This window comes from Cognatundibacterium luofuense (genome assembly GCF_018139685.1).
GTDB classification, from domain to species: Bacteria; Pseudomonadota; Gammaproteobacteria; order Burkholderiales; family Burkholderiaceae_D; genus Undibacterium; species Undibacterium luofuense.
This window is the reverse complement of record NZ_JAGSPN010000010.1, coordinates 70585-90771: the sequence shown is the minus strand read 5'-3', so window position 1 is coordinate 90771 and position 20187 is coordinate 70585. Positions and strand designations below refer to the sequence as shown.

At 53.8% G+C, this 20187-nt stretch carries 18 protein-coding genes and 1 other RNA gene; 10 read left to right on the top strand and 9 right to left on the bottom strand.

All coding sequences use genetic code 11. The features are described 5' to 3' along the window. Positions 1-78 precede the first annotated feature (78 nt). Positions 79-1179, bottom strand: a complete 1101-nt coding sequence (gene serC / locus KDM89_RS13680) for a 3-phosphoserine/phosphohydroxythreonine transaminase (protein WP_212688491.1) — start codon at positions 1177-1179, stop codon at positions 79-81. Between the two features lie 4 nt (positions 1180-1183). Further along, positions 1184-3835: a DNA gyrase subunit A gene (gene gyrA, locus KDM89_RS13675; RefSeq protein WP_212688490.1), complete on the bottom strand. Its 2652-nt coding sequence runs from the start codon at positions 3833-3835 to the stop codon at positions 1184-1186. A 596-nt stretch (positions 3836-4431) separates the two neighbouring features. On the opposite strand from gyrA, the gene ompA reads away from it, so the two are divergent. The 4 genes from ompA to ssrA all read left to right on the top strand — a co-directional run bounded on the left by ompA (position 4432) and on the right by ssrA (position 7279). Then, entirely contained in the window at positions 4432-5094 is a 663-nt protein-coding gene (gene ompA, locus KDM89_RS13670; RefSeq protein ID WP_212688489.1) for an outer membrane protein OmpA, read from the top strand. 342 nt (positions 5095-5436) lie between these two features. After that, entirely contained in the window at positions 5437-6147 is a 711-nt protein-coding gene (gene ubiG / locus KDM89_RS13665; RefSeq protein WP_212688488.1) for a bifunctional 2-polyprenyl-6-hydroxyphenol methylase/3-demethylubiquinol 3-O-methyltransferase UbiG, read from the top strand. A gap of 43 nt (positions 6148-6190) precedes the next feature. Continuing rightward, entirely contained in the window at positions 6191-6880 is a 690-nt protein-coding gene (locus KDM89_RS13660) for an HAD family hydrolase (RefSeq protein ID WP_212688487.1), read from the top strand. Between the two features lie 39 nt (positions 6881-6919). Continuing rightward, positions 6920-7279, top strand: a transfer-messenger RNA (tmRNA) gene (gene ssrA / locus KDM89_RS13655). A gap of 96 nt (positions 7280-7375) precedes the next feature. On the opposite strand, the gene KDM89_RS13650 is transcribed toward ssrA, so the two are convergent. Then, positions 7376-8284 (bottom strand): LysR family transcriptional regulator, encoded by a 909-nt coding sequence (locus tag KDM89_RS13650; protein ID WP_212688486.1) that lies wholly within the window; start codon positions 8282-8284, stop codon positions 7376-7378. 105 nt (positions 8285-8389) lie between these two features. Between KDM89_RS13650 and KDM89_RS13645 the strand changes: the two genes are divergently transcribed. Then, positions 8390-9241 (top strand): DODA-type extradiol aromatic ring-opening family dioxygenase, encoded by an 852-nt coding sequence (locus KDM89_RS13645; RefSeq protein WP_212688485.1) that lies wholly within the window; start codon positions 8390-8392, stop codon positions 9239-9241. A gap of 162 nt (positions 9242-9403) precedes the next feature. Continuing rightward, the gene (locus KDM89_RS13640) at positions 9404-10009 is read left to right on the top strand and encodes a hypothetical protein (RefSeq protein ID WP_212688484.1); all 606 of its coding nucleotides are present in this window, start codon (positions 9404-9406) and stop codon (positions 10007-10009) included. 343 nt (positions 10010-10352) lie between these two features. Here KDM89_RS13640 and KDM89_RS13635 read toward each other — a convergent pair whose 3' ends face one another. After that, positions 10353-11276: a LysR family transcriptional regulator gene (locus KDM89_RS13635; protein WP_212688483.1), complete on the bottom strand. Its 924-nt coding sequence runs from the start codon at positions 11274-11276 to the stop codon at positions 10353-10355. Between the two features lie 159 nt (positions 11277-11435). Between KDM89_RS13635 and KDM89_RS13630 the strand changes: the two genes are divergently transcribed. Beyond that, positions 11436-12398, top strand: a complete 963-nt coding sequence (locus tag KDM89_RS13630) for a sodium-dependent bicarbonate transport family permease (protein ID WP_189358827.1) — start codon at positions 11436-11438, stop codon at positions 12396-12398. A gap of 88 nt (positions 12399-12486) precedes the next feature. After that, positions 12487-13281: a YdcF family protein gene (locus KDM89_RS13625; protein WP_212688482.1), complete on the top strand. Its 795-nt coding sequence runs from the start codon at positions 12487-12489 to the stop codon at positions 13279-13281. On the opposite strand, the gene KDM89_RS13620 is transcribed toward KDM89_RS13625, so the two are convergent. Next, positions 13253-13477: a YjiS-like domain-containing protein gene (locus tag KDM89_RS13620; protein ID WP_212688481.1), complete on the bottom strand. Its 225-nt coding sequence runs from the start codon at positions 13475-13477 to the stop codon at positions 13253-13255. The genes KDM89_RS13625 and KDM89_RS13620 overlap by 29 nt on opposite strands. Before the next feature lie 111 nt (positions 13478-13588). Here KDM89_RS13620 and KDM89_RS13615 point away from each other — a divergent pair, with 111 nt between their 5' ends. Beyond that, positions 13589-14485, top strand: a complete 897-nt coding sequence (locus KDM89_RS13615; protein WP_212688480.1) for a LysR family transcriptional regulator — start codon at positions 13589-13591, stop codon at positions 14483-14485. Here the strand turns inward: KDM89_RS13615 and KDM89_RS13610 are convergent. From KDM89_RS13610 to KDM89_RS13600, 3 genes are all read right to left on the bottom strand, one after another. Beyond that, the gene (locus KDM89_RS13610; protein WP_212688479.1) at positions 14482-16464 is read right to left on the bottom strand and encodes a peptidase U32 family protein; all 1983 of its coding nucleotides are present in this window, start codon (positions 16462-16464) and stop codon (positions 14482-14484) included. The genes KDM89_RS13615 and KDM89_RS13610 overlap by 4 nt on opposite strands. 135 nt (positions 16465-16599) lie before the next feature. After that, positions 16600-17025 (bottom strand): type 2 periplasmic-binding domain-containing protein, encoded by a 426-nt coding sequence (locus KDM89_RS13605; protein WP_212688478.1) that lies wholly within the window; start codon positions 17023-17025, stop codon positions 16600-16602. Between the two features lie 10 nt (positions 17026-17035). Beyond that, positions 17036-18118: a porin gene (locus KDM89_RS13600; protein WP_230427868.1), complete on the bottom strand. Its 1083-nt coding sequence runs from the start codon at positions 18116-18118 to the stop codon at positions 17036-17038. 138 nt (positions 18119-18256) lie between these two features. Here KDM89_RS13600 and dacB point away from each other — a divergent pair, with 138 nt between their 5' ends. Further along, positions 18257-19759: a D-alanyl-D-alanine carboxypeptidase/D-alanyl-D-alanine endopeptidase gene (gene dacB / locus KDM89_RS13595; RefSeq protein WP_212688476.1), complete on the top strand. Its 1503-nt coding sequence runs from the start codon at positions 18257-18259 to the stop codon at positions 19757-19759. Here the strand turns inward: dacB and KDM89_RS13590 are convergent. Beyond that, positions 19750-19947 carry a hypothetical protein gene (locus tag KDM89_RS13590; protein ID WP_212688475.1) on the bottom strand — a complete coding sequence of 66 codons (198 nt, stop codon included), beginning with the start codon at positions 19945-19947 and terminating at the stop codon, positions 19750-19752. The genes dacB and KDM89_RS13590 overlap by 10 nt on opposite strands. Positions 19948-20187: the final 240 nt, after the last annotated feature.

The following is a 20187-nucleotide window of genomic DNA, read 5'->3' as shown; positions in this document are numbered from 1 at the left end:
CGGTACGGCAGCATCACGGCTTTCAGGTGATCGGGAGAACCATGAGATTTCAGTGCCGCCGAAAGAATCGAAATCTGATCAGGAATGTTGCGAAGCAAATTCCTGCATAAAATCTACCAGGGCTTGAACGCCTTCTAAAGGCATCGCGTTGTAAATTGAAGCGCGCATACCGCCAACGGATTTATGCCCCTTCAACTGAATCAAGCCATGCTCACGCGCCTCAGCTAAGAAAGCGGCATTCAGACGTTCATCTCGCAGATAAAAGGGCACATTCATTCGGGAGCGGAACGGTACTTCCACCCTGCTTTCATAAAAATCCGTTGAATCAAGGCACTGATAGAGCAATTGTGCTTTTTCAATATTTCGCTGCTCCAATGCAGCAACACCACCCTGACGTTTCAGCCACTGAAATACCAGCCCTGCGATATAAATTCCATAGGTAGGCGGCGTGTTATACATCGATCCGTTATCAGCGATTTTTTTCCAGTCAAAAGCTGAGGGGCAGCATGGCAACGCATGTCCAATTAAATCGTCGCGTACGATAGCGATCGTTAATCCTGCCGGACCGATATTCTTCTGCGCACCACCAAAAATAACGCCATATGCGGAAACATCGATTTCACGCGACAAAATATGGGAAGACATATCGGCGACAATCGGTGCGCCTGCGGTGCGTTCTGCGATGTCGGGTACGCTGTGAAACTCCACACCATCAATCGTTTCGTTGGTACACAAATGCACATAAGCCGGGGATGCGCTCAGATTCCATTCACTGACATCCGGAATCCGGCTGAATCCATTGCCCTGGGCGGATGCGGCAACATTCACCTTTGCATATTTTGCAGCCTCCTGAATCGATTTACCACTCCAGCTACCTGTATGCACCATATCAATCGTTGCATCAGGGCGGCTTCCCATCAGATTCATCGGGACAATGGCGTTCTCACCGAGACCGCCACCTTGCAAAAACAGTATCTGGTAATTTTCAGGAACACTGAGTAAGTCACGCAAATCGCGCTGAGCTGCGTCCATAATGGACATAAACTCCGGTCCGCGATGACTCATTTCCATGACTGACATCCCGCTTCCGTGCCAGTCCAGCATTTCTGATGCGGCCTGCTGCAAAACTTCTTTTGGCAAAACCGCAGGGCCGGCAGAGAAATTGAAGATATCAGTCATGTAATTACTCCGCCTGAGTGCCGTCTGCCGCTTCATCAGATGCATCGCCTTCAGAGAAGGTCTCAGCATCAACGTCAGCATCCGATTCAACAATACGCTGCAAACCAGACAATTTTGTACCGTCATCCACAGAAATCAGAGTAACGCCTTGTGTTGCACGTCCCATTTCGCGAATCTCAGAAACACGGGTGCGGATGAGCACACCGCCGGTCGTAATCAGCATGATTTCATCCGTACTGCTGACCAGCGTTGCAGCAACCACTTTACCGTTACGCTCAGAAGTCTGGATCGCGATCATACCTTTCGTGCCGCGACCGTGACGTGTGTACTCAGTAATCAGCGTGCGTTTGCCAAATCCGTTTTCAGTTGCGGTCAGAACCGATTGCTGCTCATTTTCAGCAACCAGTAATGCAATGACCTGCTGCCCTTCTTCCAGATTCATTCCGCGCACACCACGCGCATTACGTCCCATCGGGCGAACATCGTTTTCATCAAAGCGCACCGCTTTACCTGCATCCGAGAACAGCATGACATCGTGCGCACCGTCCGTCAGCGCTGCACCGATCAGGAAGTCACCATCATCCAGATCCACAGCAATAATGCCTGCTTTACGAGGATTACTGAACTCCTTGAGTGCCGTCTTCTTCACTGTGCCGAGACTGGTCGACATAAACACGTAGCGATCTTCAGGGAAAGTACGGTTCTCACCGGACAACGGCAGAATAACGGTGATTTTCTCGCCATCCTGCAGCGGGAACATATTCACGATAGGCTTACCACGTGATGCACGTGAACCTTGCGGTACCTCCCACACTTTCAGCCAGTACAAACGACCACGGTTACTGAAGCACAGAATGTAATCGTGCGTATTGGCGACGAATAATTGCTCAATCCAGTCATCGTCTTTAGTTGCTGTCGCCTGCTTACCGCGACCACCGCGTTTTTGCGCACGGTATTCGGACAAAGGCTGAGACTTCATATATCCGGAATGCGACAGTGTCACCACCATATCCTGCGGCGCAATCAGATCTTCGGTTTCCAGGTCGGTCGCGTTATGAACGATCTCAGAGCGGCGCTGATCTTTATTACCTTCACCGTATTCGTTACGCGCATCTGTCAGCTCGGTGTCAATAATGGCAGTCACACGTTCCGGGCGAGACAGAATATCCAGCAAGTCGGCAATTTCCGCCATCACTTCTTTATATTCATTAACAATCTTATCCTGCTCCAGACCAGTCAGGCGCTGCAAACGCATCTGCAGAATTTCCTGCGCCTGATCTTCGGACAGTTTGTACAAGCCGTCGGGCTGAATGCCGTAGTGGGCTGGCAGATTTTCCGGACGGAAAGCATTAATGCCACCGGCGTTATCCGCAGCTGTACGGGTCAGCATTTCGCGCACCAGAGAGCTGTCCCAAGCACGGGTCATCAGCTCCTGTTTAGCGATCGGCGGTGTTGGGGCTGCTTTGATGATGGCTATAAAGTCATCAATATTCGCCAGCGCTACAGCCAGACCTTCAAGCACGTGCCCGCGCTCACGCGCCTTACGCAATTCGAATACAGTACGGCGCGTCACGACTTCACGACGATGGGACAGGAAGCAATCCAGCATTTCGCGCAGATTCAGCAGCTTAGGCTGGCCGTTCACCAGCGCGACCATGTTCATGCCGAAAGTGTCCTGCAACTGGGTTTGCTTATACAGGTTATTCAGTACGACATCCGGCACTTCGCCACGCTTGAGTTCAATCACAACACGCATACCGGACTTATCGGATTCGTCACGGATATCCGAAATACCTTCCAGCTTTTTGTCGCGAACCAGCTCTGCGATACGTTCCAGCAGAGACTTTTTGTTTACCTGGTATGGCAGCTCATCGATGATCAGTGCGGTACGACCGTCTTTGCCGAATTCTTCGAAATGCGTTTTAGCGCGCATAACAACACGACCACGACCTGTGCGATAACCTTCGCGCACACCGGAAACACCGTAAATAATGCCGCCGGTCGGAAAGTCCGGCGCCGGAATCATTTCTATCAGTTCATCCACCGTACAAGATGGATTACGCAGCAAATGCAGAGAGCCGTTGATGATTTCCGTAATATTGTGCGGCGGAATGTTTGTCGCCATACCCACCGCGATACCGGACGCACCGTTGATCAGCAGATTCGGAATACGGGTTGGCAACACAGACGGTTCTTTTTCTTTACCGTCATAGTTCGGTACGAAATCAACCGTTTCCTTCTCAATATCTGCCAGCAGCTCGTTGGCAATTTTGTCGAGACGGCACTCGGTATAACGCATCGCCGCCGCATTATCGCCATCGATAGAACCGAAGTTACCCTGACCATCCACCAGTGTGTAGCGCAAAGAAAAGTCCTGCGCCATACGAACCAGCGTGTCATAAATGGATGCATCACCGTGCGGGTGATACTTACCCATGACGTCACCGACCACACGTGCACATTTTACGTACGGACGGTTATAGACATTGTTCATTTCATGCATCGCGTACAGAACACGACGATGCACCGGCTTCAGGCCGTCACGCACATCCGGCAACGCACGCCCGACGATCACGCTCATCGCGTAATCGAGGTAGCTTTTGCGCATTTCTTCTTCGAGGGAAATCGGGAGTGTTTCTTTTGCGAATTGATCCATTGGCAGACCGCGGTTAAGAACTTATGAATTAGTAACACCGCTTTTACAAGCGTTTAACGTTTGATTCTAACATGCCAACCCTCGGCATAGACAGCAATTCGGGGGAGCCCCTAATTACCAGGCCGGATGGGTTGCTGAATGTGGTGAAAAAATCGGTTACCTGAGAAACATACACCCTGTGTTTAAGGCGACCTGTCTAAATTTGTGCAAATTTCACTCCGTATAAACCCGTATGCACAAAAATTGCACGATGTTTCACAATTGAATGTCATTTTTTGCGCAATGCAGCAAGCGCTTGCGGTAAAATCCGCAGCAACAGATAAATTGCTTGCCAAAATTGCCAATAAATCTGCAAAAGTGGTTTTCTAACGTTAATTTGGTGCGAATTCGTTGCTAAGCAGCGACAAACCGACAACACGGTTGCCGCGCTGCCAAAGTTTAACGGCATGCATACGGTGCCTGTGGCACAATGAGGTAGTTAGCACTTGCGTGGTTTGCTGAAATAGTAATGTCATCATCCACGTGGTATCATCTGGTTTATGCAGTATTTTGCGCAGTTTATCTGCGGTAATTAAATCTCACCCGAGAGGAGAAATATGAAAAATTTAGTTAAGCTCGTTATCGCAGCGTCCGCAGTTGCGTCTTTTGCTGCTTCTGCTCAAGTGACAGATATTAAAGCTGCAACACCAAACAGCGCATACGTTCAAGACGGTCGCGGCGCTGTTGCACGTAACTCCACAGGTCTGTGCTGGCGCACTGGCTACTGGACACCAGCTGATGCGGTGCCAGGTTGCGATGCACCGCTGGTTGTAGAACAGCCAAAAGCAGCTCCAGCTCCGGCTCCGGCTCCGGTTGTTGCTCCAGCTCCTGTAAAACCAGCTCCAGCTCCAGCACCAACTTCTGAAAAAGTGACTTTCGCAGCCAGCGCACTGTTCGACTTCGACAAAGCTGTTCTGAAACCAGAAGGCAAAACCCATCTGGACGAAATGGCAGCAAAACTGAAATCGATCAACCTGGAAGTTGTGATCGCTGTTGGTCACACTGACTCCGTTGGTTCCGATGAATACAACCAAAAACTGTCTGTACGCCGTGCAGAAGCAGTTAAAGCTTACCTGGTAAGCAAAGGTATCGAAGCTAACCGTGTTTACACTGAAGGCAAAGGCAAGAAACAGCCAGTAGCTGACAACAAAACAGCTGATGGCCGCGCTAAAAACCGTCGCGTTGAAATCGAAGTTGTTGGTACACGCGCAGTTAAATAATTTCTTCTGAGATTATTCTGACAAAAACCCCGCTACGGCGGGGTTTTGTTTTTTTTGACTTTATCCTCAAGCCTCAGGCTTTGCTTTTCAGTTTTGCGTTTTCGTTGCACAGGAAACGCTTTTCGCCTCAGAGCTTCGCCGTAACGCCCATTCGTCACCATAAAGCAAACTAAAACGTCGCGGGATGCAGCACCCGTCGGCGCACCGGCTGCCACTTTTCAATTCGCACAAAGTTCAATCTGAAAGTAACGTGCCCTTGCGCGGCTTGATCCACAACCAAGCATCCGGACCTGCTTTCGCCTACAATATGGCCTTTTATCGCAGACCTGACTTTCCATTGCCATGACTACGACTCATCTGAATGCCGATCCGGCAGAAATCCAGAAATTCAGCGACCTCGCTCACCGCTGGTGGGACCCGACTTCGGAATTCCGCCCGCTCCATGAAATTAATCCTCTTCGTCTTGAGTGGATACACCAGCGCGCTTCGCTGACTGGTAAAAAGGTGATTGATGTAGGTTGCGGTGGTGGCATCCTGGCCGAATCGATGGCCCGGAAAGGTGCTGATGTTACCGGTATCGATTTATCAGAAAAAGCATTGAAAGTCGCTGACCTGCACAGTCTGGAGTCCGGCGTGCAGGTTCGCTACCGCCATATCGCAGCTGAAGATATGGCGGCTGAAGAAGCCGGACAGTACGACGTAGTCACATGCATGGAAATGCTGGAGCACGTACCGGATCCGGCGTCCGTAATTCAGGCCTGCACCCGCCTTGTAAAGCCGGGTGGTCACGTATTCTTTTCCACGCTGAACCGCAATCCTAAATCGTATCTGTTTGCCATAATCGGTGCGGAATACGTATTGCAAATGCTGCCAAAAGGCACGCACGATTACGCCAAGTTCATCAAACCTTCTGAACTCGCGCAGGATATCCGCAATGCTGGTCTGGAAGTGCTGGGCATGAAGGGCCTGGGCTACAATCCGCTGACCAAAATGTACTCACTGAATGAGGACACCAGCGTCAACTACATGGTGGCTTGCCGCCGTCCTGCCTGATTAACCGTTTGTCTGTAATGCTCCGGCCTCAAACCGGAGCGGATTGTCTATGCGTACACCTACCGCAGTTCTGTTTGACCTTGACGGCACACTCGCCGATACCGCCCCTGATCTTGCCGCAGCAGTTAATGTAATGCGCACCCGTCGCAGCATGCCGGAAGCCAGTTATCTCAGCTTACGTCCGTTTGCTTCTGCTGGCGCACGCGGTCTGATCGGTGCCGGATTCGGCATTAAGCCGGAAGACAGTGAGTTTGAAGCAATGCGCACTGAATTTCTTGATCAGTACGAATCAGCGATTGCGGTTCACAGTAAGTTATTTGAGCACGTTCCGGCACTGTTGCACGGACTGGACAGCCTGAAATTACCATGGGGCATCGTCACCAATAAAGCAAAGCGATTTACCCGCCCGCTGGTGCCCTTGCTCGATTTAGAACAAGCCCGCTGTGTGGTTTGCGGCGACACCACGCCGCACGCCAAACCGCATCCGGCACCTTTACTCGAAGCAGCAAGACAGCTTGGTGTGCGCTCGGAAGAATGCTGGTATATCGGTGACGATTTACGCGATATTCAGGCTGCCGAAGCGGCTGGCATGACCAGCATCGCAGCCGCCTGGGGTTATTGCGGCGCAACTGAGCCGCAACACTGGAAGGCAGATGCGATTGTGGACAGTCCACTGGAATTACTGGAGCTGATACGCGCAAAACATTTGCAAGCCCGTGTAGCGCAGAATTAACACAAACACGCTAAATCAGTTATACTTCGCAATTGCTTTGGGGTCGACCTGGTTTCGACAGGGGTTGCAAAGCAGTGCAGGGCATACCGAGGCCAGATCACCTCGTAAATACAGTCTGAAAAATATAACTGCAAACGATTCTTCGTACGCATTAGCCGCTTAAATCCGGCTTTCCTTACACCACTTTGTTCCTAGGGTGGGCTGGCAACAGCAGTAAGGTAATTTATAGGAAATCGTCATTCACCGGGTTACCTGGTTAGTGACTAAACTTTAGGTAACTAGCCTGACCGCAGCGTGTGTGTCCGCGTCGTTCAGGTTAAATCAAATGACAACACTAAGTATGTAGAACTGTCTGTAGAGGGCTTCTGGACGCGGGTTCAATTCCCGCCGACTCCACCAGATTCAAAAAGCCTCCGTTGCGCAAGCGACGGAGGCTTTTGTTTTTCCTGCAATGGGAACCGGAGGCTGTGCGGTGCAAAGTGGTGTACCCATGCGTCAGGGCTGTGCTTCCTGTGTAGCGTTCATCAGTGCCTGCATCAGACAGCGTGCGGCCGGGCCTTGTACGGCTTTGCGCTGGCGTATCACAAATGCCGGAAAGACTGGCATACGGTCACTTCCCTCCCAACTTTGTATCGTCAGCCGGACCAGTTTGCCCTGATCGATTTCCTGCTGCACCAAATGCAGCGGCATGCTGCCCCAGCCTATGCCCGCCAGCAGCAGCCGGCGTTTCGTGTCCAGTTCCGTAACATGCCATGCGTCCAGCGCGTGGACACCGAAATCCGGATCGCCAGCCAGTGCCCCCTCGCGCGTCCAGACGATCTGCATATGCCCGCGCACATCTTCCAGTGCCAGTGCGCCCTGCTTTTGCGCCAGCGGATGCGCCGGCGCTGCCACGGCAATCAGCGGCCCTTCCCCCAGAAAATGCGCTTCGATTTCATTGCCCATCGGCCCCAGTCCGGCCACAACACCCAGTTGCGCCTGACCCTGACGAACCATCTCCAGATCGTCGCCAAACGATTTGCGCACCAGTTTTACGCCCACCCCCGGAAAGCTTTTGTGCATGACTGTCAGCGCTGCAATCACCTGTTCCATATCTGCAAACTCATTCACGACCAGTGTCAGTGCCGCCTCCACACCCTGCGCGAAGCCACTGGCCTGCGCATGAAAATCCTGCAGATCTTCAACCAGCCGTCTGGCGCGCGGCAGCAGTGCCTTCCCTGCACTGGTCAGTTGCGGACGGTAATGCGCGCGGTCAAACAGAATCAGGCCGGTTTGCTCTTCCAGCGCACGGATTGCATACGTGATAGTGGACTGTGAACGCCCCAGTTCGCGCGCCGCAGCGGCAAACCCGCCATGGTCCACGACCGCCAGAAAAGTCTGAAACTGATCGAGAGAGTAATGCATCGCTATATTCAAATATTCGATAGACTTAATCGAATTTATCACATTCTCATTCGAATTTTTTGATACTAAGATCATGACTCCCGACTGACTTCGCAGGAAATGATCATGAACACCTTTGCTCAGACTACGTTAAGCACTCCCGACGATTCTCTTGAATCCGGCGCACGCCAGCCTGTGTTTTTTATGTCGCACGGCGGCGGGCCGTGGCCATATATGGAAGGGGCATTTCATGCGCTGTTTGCGCCACTGGGAACCGCGCTGCGCGCCGTACCGCATCAGTTGCCGCAGGCACCACGCGCGGTGTTGGTGATCAGTGCGCACTGGGAAGAGCCGGTATTCACGGTATCCACTGCGGCAAAGCCCGGCATGCTGTATGACTATTACGGATTTCCGCCGCACACCTACAGCGTGCGCTATCCGGCTCCCGGTTCGCCGGAAATCGGACAACGTATTGCCGGTTTGTTGTCAGATGCGGGCTGGCCGGTTGCCACGGATGATCAGCGCGGTTTTGACCACGGTACGTTTTGCATGATGCAGGAAATCTATCCTGACGCCAGCGTTCCGGTCGTGCAGATGTCGCTGAAGCACGGACTGGATCCTGCAGAACATATTGCGCTTGGCAAGCTGCTGCAACCCTTGCGTGATGAGGGCGTGCTGATCATTGGCAGTGGACAAAGCTTTCATAATCTGCGCCTGCATGGCGCAGCGGCACGGCAAGCATCGGAAGTGTTTGATCAGTGGCTGCAACAGGCGATGGCATTGCCGCAGACAGCGCAAAGACATCAGGCACTGACAGACTGGGCGCAGGCGCCAGCCGCCAGACTTGCTCATCCGCGTGAGGAACATTTATTGCCGCTGATGGTGATTGCGGGTGCGGCCGGTGACGATGCTGCACACCTGATTTTTTCTGAATTTCTGGCCGATTCCAGAACATCTGCATTCCGTTTCGGAAGTTAAGAAGCACAGTACGGAAGCCTGTTCACAAGCTTCTGTGCCACCTCAGAAATGGCGGGCTGACTGATGAAAATTCAGGCAAAATTTCCCTTCAGCAACTTGCAAGCCGGTTTTGGTGCTACTATATTGAACTGATGAAAATTTAAGCACTCAGCAGGTGATGTGATGGAAATGTCGGTGAGCGCCAGCCTGTCGAATCTGGCCGATGTCGGGCAAACGGCCCGTGAAAAAGATCTGAAACAAACACTGCAAAAGCTGACCGGCGAGCAACAGCAGCAAACGCCTGTCCGCAAAACACCGTCGTCAACGGAAGTCAGTCTCAGCGAAGAATCAATCAAGCGTGCGCAGGAAGCCGCCGTGGCTGCCGCGCAGCGTCTGAATGAAGTGAATCAGCAAAACACCGAAGCCCTGAAAGCGGAAAATTCCGCGGATAAACCGGCTGGTCTGGCACAGGCCAGTGCTGCTAATGACAGTGGTAATGCGGCATCGGCAGTCAGCAAACCACAGTCTGTGAATAATGCAGAAGTGAAGCCTGCTGACAAACAGGAAAATCTGCGTAAAGATGGCATCGATCCGTTTTCCGGCCAACCGGTGAAACCTTCGATCAAAATTCAGGATTCTTTTTCTGAACAGGCGCAGGTCAAAGTCAAAAACAGCGGTCAGGAAGCCAATGCGGCCAACAATGCAGCGCATTACGCGGAACAGCAGCAATTGCTGTCACGTAATAATGAAAAACGCCGTGAATCGCTGGGTATTAAAACCACTGCCTGACCCCGTCTGCAGCGCAAGGTATACCGCTCCCCCATTCCGAAGTCCCGCTACGTGCGGGACTTTTTATTTTGCAGCCTCGGATCTCGCGAACAATGCTGAAAAGCATCGCCCCACTGTCCGCGTATCTACAGACAAGCAGCAATTTCCAATTCAATCCGTCGCTCATCCGGTCACCACTGTGCAGAACTCCGCATTTCACTTTTTCGGAGAGCCTGACTTTCTGCCGACGACCGCCGGGTCGCTATGCTGAACACCGCATTTGGGGTGTTTTCGGGCATTTTTGGCGCCGTGGAAGGCTGGCGGATACCAACTGGCGATAGCAACGCGGTCGCGCGGAACGCTGTCAGGTGGCGGGTAGCACGCGCTGGCGCTGGCGCCAGTCGGAGGCATGGGCGCTCAGGTATTGCAGGAATGCCTGCGCCAGCGGAGACAGGCGTTTGCCTTGCAGATACACGATGTACCAGCTGGACTGGATCGGAAAACTGTCCACGTCCAGCACCGCCAGTGCTTCATCGACCAGATGTTCGCCAAGCGCATGGCGGGATAACACCGCCAGCCCCATACCGCCGGCAACCGCCTGCTTGATCGCTTCGTTACTGCCCAGTTCCAGCCGCACCAGCGGGGCAAAACCGGCTTTTTCAAAATGCTGATCGCAGGCCAGCCGCGTACCGGAACCGCGTTCACGCAGGATGAAGCGTTCGCCGCTGAGTTGTGTCAGCGGAATGGCTTTTTGCTGTGCCAGCGGATGCGACAACGGTGCAGTCACTACCAGCGGATTCGGCATGAAGACTTGCGACACGATATCCATATCGCGTGGCGGCGTGGACATGATGACCAGATCATCGAGATTATCGCGCAGCCTTTGCAACACGCCGTCGCGGTTCTGCACTTCGAGCGCGATATCGATTTCCGGATAGTCACGGCAAAACGCTCCCAGCATACGCGGCACAAAGTATTTGGCAGTCGATACCACGGCCACTTGCAGCCGACCTTGCGTCAGCCCTTTCATTGCCGCAATACGCTGTTCAAAGTCTGCCCATTCCTGACCGATATGACGTGCAGTCTGCGCCAGTTCTTCACCGGCCGCCGTCAGGCTCAGGCGTTTGCCAGTCATCTCATACAGGGGCAGACCGATACTGTCACTCAGTTCACGTAATTGCATCGAGACCGTGGGCTGAGTCACGTGAAACTGGCGCGCAACTTCGCTGATACTGCGGTGCTGCGCCAGCGCAGCAAACAAGCGTAACTGGCGGAAAGTGACATTCATAGATTTTTATCGATAGATGATGCCGTAAAAATTGATTTTACCTGATATCAGCCTTCCGTTAACATCTCGCCTGCTCTGGGATCCCGGCATCTTCTCACGCAACACCTCGGTCAGCGCCCCGTACAAGGCGACTGCGCCACACTTCAGAAAAGGTCTGATATGGCAAGCTTAGTTGATCCGGCAATTTTATTTTTTGTGTTCGGTTTGTTTGCGGGCGCGGTGCGCTCGAATCTCGAAATTCCGCAACCGATTTCGCGTTTTTTATCTCTGTATCTGCTGATGGCGCTCGGTCTGAAAGGCGGTTTTGCCCTGTCGCATTCCGGCATGAACTGGCAGGTTGCTGCCAGCCTCGGCGCAGCCATGTTTCTGGCGGTGGCGATTCCGGTGGCCGGTTATCAGGTACTGAAACGCATGGTCAGTCCGTTCGACGCGGCGGCAGTCGCGGCGACTTACGGCTCTGTCAGTGCAGTCACCTTTATCACAGCGGTGCAGTATCTGGATTCGCACCAGCTCGCATACGGCGGCCACATGGCAGCGGCAATGGCGCTGATGGAATCACCTGCAATCATTGTCGCCGTGGTGCTGGCGAATATGCTGCGTAAGAAAAGTGAACAGACGCCGCAACAGAATTTGTCTATCCGTCACACCCTGCATGAATCGCTGACCGATGGTGCGCAACTGTTACTGATAGGTGCGATGGTCGTGGGGCTGATCACCGGCGACGCAGGTAAAGCAGTGATGCAACCGTTCTCGGTGGATTTATTCAAAGGCATGCTGGCTTTCTTCCTGCTGGATATGGGTTTGCTGGCAGCACGCAGCCTGCCGCAATTACGCGGTACACCGGTATGGATGATGGCCTACGCGATTGCCGGTCCGCTGTGCCATGCAGCACTGGCGCTGGGTATCGCTTATCTGCTGCATATTCCGGCCGGTGATGCTGGTTTGCTGATGGTGCTGGCGGCATCCGCTTCGTATATCGCCGTGCCTGCCGTACTGCGCTACGCGATTCCGGAAGCCAAGCCTTCGCTGTACTTCGGCATGTCACTGGGTATCACCTTCCCGCTGAATATCCTGTTCGGTATTCCGCTGTATATGCAGATTGCCCACAAGGTACTGGCGTAATCCGCTGTCTTCTGCACGGATGTTATGTCATATAAAAGACATAACATCCGTGTCATAATCCGGCGATCTTGTCTTCACCGGAGTCTGTATGTTGTCCCGCTTCACTCATTGGCGTGCGCTGTTATCGTTTGTTACCGGTAGCGCACTGATTGTCTATGCACTGTATTTGTGTCTGATGCATATCACCCACGCAGGAACGGTGCTGATTGCCAGTATCGGCGTCGCCATGGCCGCATCCAGCTGGTTCAGTGTGTCACTGGCGCGCTGGTTACAACAGCAACGCTGGCGCCAGATCGTATGGCAGTTGATGCTGACCGGATTTGTGTTGTGGGCAATCAGCGTTGTAGCGTTTTTCCGGCACATCAGCGTGCTCAGCGAACAAACAATACCGCTGGCGGCGACTGACCGCGGTGCGATTATCGTACTGGGTTCCAGCGTACGCGGATGCGTCCCTTCACCGACACTCGCAGCCCGGCTGGATCGCGGTGCGGAGGTCGCCATGCAATTTCCGGCGATGAAAATGGTGGTCAGCGGCGGATATGGATATGGCCGTTCATGTTCCGAAGCGGAAGTCATGGCGGCTTATCTGATGAAAAAAGGCATTCCCGCAAACAGGCTGATACAGGAAAACGCCAGCACCAGTACCTATGAAAATCTGCGTTTCTCACGCCCATTATTGCAACAGCAAGGACTTGCCGACGATACACCACTGATTATCGTCAGCAGCGAATTTCATCTGGAGCGTGCTACCGCCATTGCACACCGCGCCGGTTTCCGGAACACGTATACCGCCGCTTCAGTCACGCCGCTGTACACACGCTTTCCATCCTGGCTGCGTGAGTACTTTTCGTATATCAGCGGTTACCTGCTGGGCGAATATTAATCTGCTCCATTCCGGCAGCGCAGGACGGTACTGATGTGTTCTGCTCTGCGCGGTTTTGCTGCGCCAGCCAGTAATCCATTTCCGAACGCCCGGCCCCCAGATCGCTCCAGTCCCGGTCTGTCATTCCCGCCAGCTCTGCGTGTTGCTGTTGTGTACGGCGACGCTGTTGCCACCAGTTTCGTAGGGATTTCAGCATGTGCGGCCTCCTGTTTAATTAAGGATTCAGAGCCGCCATCATGCTATGCTGCTGATTATCAGAGAAGCCAGATTTTATAATCGACACTATCAGAAAAACTGATCATCTATCATGCGAGAACTCAGCCTCGATCAGGTACGCACGCTGATTGCCATTCTGGATCTGGGGACATTTTCAGCGGCAGCGCAGGCGCTGCATTTGTCCCAGCCGACCATCAGTCTGCATATCGCAGAACTGGAACAACGCTTCAACACGCCCTTGCTGGTACGTACAAAGAAGCCGGTGACGGCTACCGCAGCCGGTGCCTTGCTGGCGGAGCGCGGACGGAAATTGCTGAAGGAAGCGGATGAGATCAGCGAAGCGATACGCCGCCAGACGCTGGGCATACGCGGACGGGTACGCATGGGCGCCTCCAGCGGCATACTCGTGCACAACCTGCCGGCGGTGATGGAAATCCTTGAACAGCGTTACAACGGCATTGATATTGACGTGCAGATTCTGGGATCGGCCGATACGCTGGCGGGTTTAACGCAGGGCAGTCTGGATCTCGGTATTGTGGCGATGCCGCAGCCTCAGCACAAAGATATTGTGATTCAGCACTGGCGTACCGATCCGATGATGGCTTTCATTCCGCCGCGCTGGGAATGTCCTGATCTGATCACCCCGGCATGGCTGGCTGACAAACCGCTGATTTTCAATGAACCCAGTACCCATATGTACCATCTGACGATGGCATGGTTTGCCGCAGCCGGTTTTGCACCGCGTGCGCGGATTGAACTGAATTACACCGAAGCGATGAAAAGTCTGGTCGCGTCCTCGTATGGCGCAGCGATTTTACCGGCGGAGCATCCGGATCAGCATGGCGTGAAAACCATGCAAATCCGGCCTCTGGACCCGCCATTACCGCGCTACACCGGCATTGCACACCGGCCATTACCGCAGCTGGACGGAGCCAGCCGCAATGTACTGGAAGTGTTGCAGCAATTCCGTCAGCTGACGCAGGATTAAATTTTTTCCTGACGTGCCGGACGCTGCTTGTGGAAAGTAATCGGGCTGTAAGGCACGCTGGATGGTGGCGGCGATTGCAGAATATGTTTTTTCATCGCACCGACCACATGCATTTCACAAGGTTTGCAATCAAAGCGCAGTGTGTATTTTTCACCACCGGACACCAGCGTCATCGGCTCGGCTTTTACCTGCCCCTGCACGCCTTTCACACCTTTGGCTTGTTTCGGACACAGGTTGAATGAGAAGCGCAGGCAGTGTTTGGTAATCATCAGCGGCACTTCACCGGCTTCTTCATGTGACTCGTACGCAGCAGCGATCAGTTCCACACCATGCTTCTGGTAAAACTCGCGCGCTTTGCTGTTGTACACATTGGCCAGATAGCTGAGCGTGGTTTCCGGATATTGCGCCGGTGGTTCGACAGCCGGTTCGCGTTGCGGACGCGGCCAGGCACTGACACGTGCGGCTTCATGCGCAGCCACAGCATCCCGGCGCAGCGCATTCAGTACCGAAGTCGGTACAAACCACATCTGGCTTAATTGCAGGCTGACATCTTCTGCTTCAAACATGGTGTTACCCAGTTTACGCAAACCGTCTTTCAGCGCGGCTTCGGCCTTATCAGCCTGCTGCGCTGCTTCCAGCACGACATCTGCGCGGGTGGTGGTTTCCACACCGTCAGCATCGCTGATAGTCAGCAGCAAACCTTGCGCATCGTCACGCAAACGCAGCCATACCGGCACGCGGCGCTCTGCGGACTTTTTGTGCAAAGCCTGTTCCCAGCGCTGATCGCGGTTGCGGTTCATCGCCACACCGGCTTTTAAACCCGGCAACTCTGCCATGGTTTCGTTCGGATAAATACGCCAGATTTCGCCGTTTTCCGACTGGCCGGTTTTCTCAACAGTATTTGCCTGCACACCAACCACTTCGCGCTTGTGCATGTAGTTCAGGCCGTCGCCGTTGGCCATCGGCTCCTGCGTTTCGATTTCCACCCAGTTGGTACCGACGCGGGTGACATAACCAAAATGCAGACCAACGAATTTCGGCGAATCAAATGCGCCGATATCTTCCTGACGGCCATTCGCAAAATAATCGGTATGACCGCGATGGAAGGTTTTATCCACGTTTGGCGTGAAAGCAATGCGCGAGACACCACTGGACGCACGCTGCAGTTCAGGACGGCGCTCCATGATTTCATCCAGCAGCAAACGGTAATGCGCTGTGATGTTTTTCACGTAACTCATGTCTTTGTAGCGGCCTTCGATTTTCAGCGACTGCACACCGGCATTCAGCAGCGCTTCCAGATTCGCACTCTGGTCGTTGTCTTTCATCGACAGCAAATGCTTTTCAAACGCAACCACGCGGCCTTGCGCATCCGTCATCGTGTACGGCAGACGGCAGGCTTGCGAACAGTCACCACGGTTGGCGCTGCGGCCGGTATCGGCATGCGAGATATAGCACTGACCGGAAAACGCGACGCACAAAGCGCCGTGTACAAAATATTCCAGCGGCGTTTTGACTTCTGCTTTGATCGCACGGATTTGCTCCACCGTCAGTTCACGCGCCAGCACCAGTTGCGAGAAACCGCACTGGCTCAGAAAACGCGCTTTTTCCACATCACGGATATCGCATTGCGTACTCGCGTGCAATTGAATCGGCGGAATATCCAGTTCCAGCAAACCCATGTCCTGAATAATCAGTGCATCTACGCCGGCATCGTATAACTGATGAATTTGTTTGCGCGCCGGTTCCAGTTCCGATTCGTGCATGATGGTATTCATGGTCACGAAAATCCGCGCATGGTAACGGTGCGCGTATGCCACCAGTTCCGCGATTTCACTGACTTCGTTCGATGCATTGTGACGCGCACCAAACGACGGCCCACCGATATACACCGCATCCGCGCCGTGCAAAATCGCTTCTTTCCCGATCTCAATATTCTTGGCCGGTGACAATAATTCAATCTGATGCGGTAACAGGGACATGATGCGTGCCGAAAGCGGAAGAAAAGGGCGAAATTATAACGAAATCAAAGGCTTATGTCCTGCATCAAAGCAGCAGCACAGACAATGATGTTATTTCATTCAGATTGCGGCCAGCGGCGGTGCTCAGGGTGTGTCTTAAGGAAGGATCAGCAAGACCCGTACAGAATGATCGACCGCTTTTCTGTCGATGTAGCCAATCGCATTCGGGTGGGTGATGACAAACTTTTTGATGCGCTCGTTATCGCCGATTTCCACCGGTGGCCGTCCCTGACCGGTAAAAATCATCTTAGACCAGTAGGCGCTCATCTGCGAATTGGTTTTTCCGACCACGTACTGATAAAACTGCGCACGCACACCCTGCTCTTCCGGCTGATCCACCGGCGTCGCTTCCGTACCATTGGGAAAAGTCGCGATTTTGCGCATAAAAATCTGGGCCGCCTGTGTCTGCGTCAGTACCGGCGACGCATTGGCCGGTGCCACGATGACCGCAACATCAGCCCGTGCAGTATGTGCTGTCAGACTGCATATGAAGATCAGGGCGGATATCAGTAAGCGACGCATGCAGGACTCCTCAGTAAGCGAAATCCAGCACCACGGCGACCACATTCACCGGCTTTCCTTTCGGAAATCCCGGCTGTATCGCCTGCAGCGTGCCGAATGAATCATTTCCCGGCCGCACATGATCCCACTGCAGCTTCAGGTCCCAGTTTTTACGAATATCCCAGCGCACACCCGTCGCCAGCGTGGTTTGCGACACCGGTGTACCACTGACCACCGTAAGCGGCCGTAATTGCGACAGGCTGATAAACGGCGTCAGCAAATCCATCCGGTAAGCGGCTGCCAGATTCCAGGCTTCGCGCACCGCCAGCACACGACGTCCGTCATAATTTTCAGCGCGCACCCATTCTGCGTTCAGCAGCCATAAGCCGCTGTCATAGCTGACGCCGGCTGACCAGAATTTACCCAGCGGCGGATTCTGGTTATCCGTGTGTTTTTGCTGATGGGCAATGTGTACTGTCCACGGCCCGAATTCACTGGTGTCATACACACCCCAGACATCGGTATTGTGTACATGCTGATCGCGGGTATTAATCACCGTTTTCTTGCCATACAGCGCCGACAGCGTATGCGTGAACTCGCCGGTACGAAGCCGGTATTCAATATCCACGCCATCGCTGTTGGTCAGCGCCAGCAAGCGGTAGACTTCTGCTGACGGGCGTATCCACGGATTGCTGTAACCGACTTTACGTGACGACGACGCCATAAAACTCGCCATCGCCACCCGTCCGGCGCGTATCCGCAAATCCGGCAGAATTTCATAACGCAGGTTGGCCCAGTTCAGAAACGGGGTATACGAATTATCCGGACGCTGTTCAGACACCACTTGCACAACCGCTTCCAGGCCCGGCAGCAGATCAGCATTCAGTTGCACACCCAGCCGGGAATCCAGATCAGGATTCCAGCGCCGGTTGAAGCCTGTGCCTTTCGGTTGCAGATTATCAAACACAAAATCCGCACGATCCTCACTGCTGTGTGCCAGACCCAGCGTACCGAAGCTATTCCAGTGCCAGCGCGACACCTCAGTCTCCTGCGCAGCAGCAGACAAACTCAGGGCACAACAGGAAAAAACCAGAGTACGGATCAGTTTTTGCATATATGGAAATAAAAAAGCGTGATTCCAGCATAGCAAATATCCGTCAGCGCGCCAGCAATTTGTTGTATCTTATGCAGCAAATCTATCTCTGCCGTTGCGGCTGATGCCGCTGTGCAACACTCCGTTCAGAATCTGCTTATGCCTATCCGCCTGCCCGCCCTGCTGTTGTCTGTTGTATTTTCCTTGCCCGCGCTTGCCGCACCGTTGCAAACCCGCGAAACCGGCGTCTTACCGGACAGCATACGACAGCAATTACAGCAGCAAGGGATTCCGGCGCAAGCCTTATCGGTAGTGGTGATGCGCGCTGACAGCGGACAAATCGTTATGCAACAACAGGCAACACAAGCGGTCAGTCCGGCATCCAGCATGAAGCTGCTGACCACGCTGGCGGGGCTGGAAGAACTGGGGCCGGTATTCCGCTGGAAAACCCAGTTGCTGAGTACGGCCACACCGGAAAAAGAAGTGCTGAACGGCGATTTGTATTTACGCGGCGGCGGCGATCCTTCTTTGTCACTGGAAAAATGGACCAGCTTTCTGCGCCGGCTGCGTTACAGCGGCATCAAAACCCTGCGCGGCGATCTGATACTGGACCGCAGCAGTTTTCAGCCGGAACGCGAAGACTTACAGACCAGCCCGTTTGATGAACATCCGGATGCCGCCTACAACGTGATTCCCGATGCGCTGCTGCTGAATCATAATCTGCTGCAGTTTGCGATAGAGTCCGATGGCAAACGCATACAAACCCGTTTGCAGACGCCGCTGGCGAATGTCGTGATCCGCAATAATCTGAAGCTGAATAATGCAGCCTGCGCCAGCTGGGAAAAATCCGTAACGCCGCCGGTGGCGCTGACGGATGATAACGGAGATATTGAGATACGCCTCAACGGCAGCTTCCCGAAAAACTGTCAGATCAGTACGCGCTTAAATCTGATGGACCGCAATCAGTATGTAGCAGCGATGTTTGCGCAAATCTGGCGCGAACTCGGCGGTGTCTGGCGCGGTCAGGTACGTGAAGGCAAAGCACCGGCGGATGCGACGCTGTTACTGGAACATCAGTCGGAAACGCTGGCCGATTTGCTGCGTACGATTAACAAACAATCCGATAACACGATGGCGCGCGCCCTGCTGCAAACGCTGGGCAGCACAGCGCCGAATAATGCTGCCAGTGGCACCGGTTCACGGACTGCCGGTGACCTGCGCATACGCCAGTGGCTGCTGCGCCATCAGCTCGATGAACAGGGGCTGGTGATCGAGAATGGCTCCGGTTTATCGCGCAGCGAACGCATCAGCGCACAAACACTGGCTGGTGTATTGCAGGCAGGCTGGCGCAGTCCGTGGAATGCAGAATTTATCAGCAGCCTGCCGATAGGCGGCATGGATGGCACTCTGCGCAAGCGTCTGAAAGGCACGGTAGCCGAAGGCCGCGCCCGTCTGAAAACCGGCACCCTGCGCAATGCCACCGCGCTGGCAGGCTATGTACGTGATCTGCAGGATACGCAGTGGATAGTGGTCGCCATCATCAACGATGAACAAGCCGCCAAAGCGCGCAAAGCTTTAGATCAGCTGATTTTGTGGGTGGTGGCCGGACATCCTGAACAATGGCAGGCACCGGACGAACCAGCGCCGGAAACTCAGCCCTGACGTCCCGCCTGTTCGCGCTGCAGTGCCGCCAGTTGCTGTTCCAGACTGGCGATGCGGCGCTCTAAACGTTCCACATCGTCCGCATCGGCATGCTTAATCCAGCGGTTACCCAACCCGGTCATGCTGCTGAAAATCAGCCATGCCACACCTGCGCCGACTGCCCACTGAATCATTTGTGCTGGTTCCATGTTGTTTCTCCGAAAGTTCGCGTTAAGGTGTTCACAGTGTGCCCGTGGCGCGGCGGCGGCAACAGTGACAAATGTCAGGACTTTGCGGTGACAAGCCGGCAATATGCTGCTGCACTACCCGCCGGAAGCCGGTCAGCACGGTTTGAAACTACCCGAAATTGCCCAAAACTGACCTAAATGCGGAGTTCAGCATAGCGGTCCGGCGGTCGTCGGCAGAAAGTCCAGCTCTCCGTAAACGGG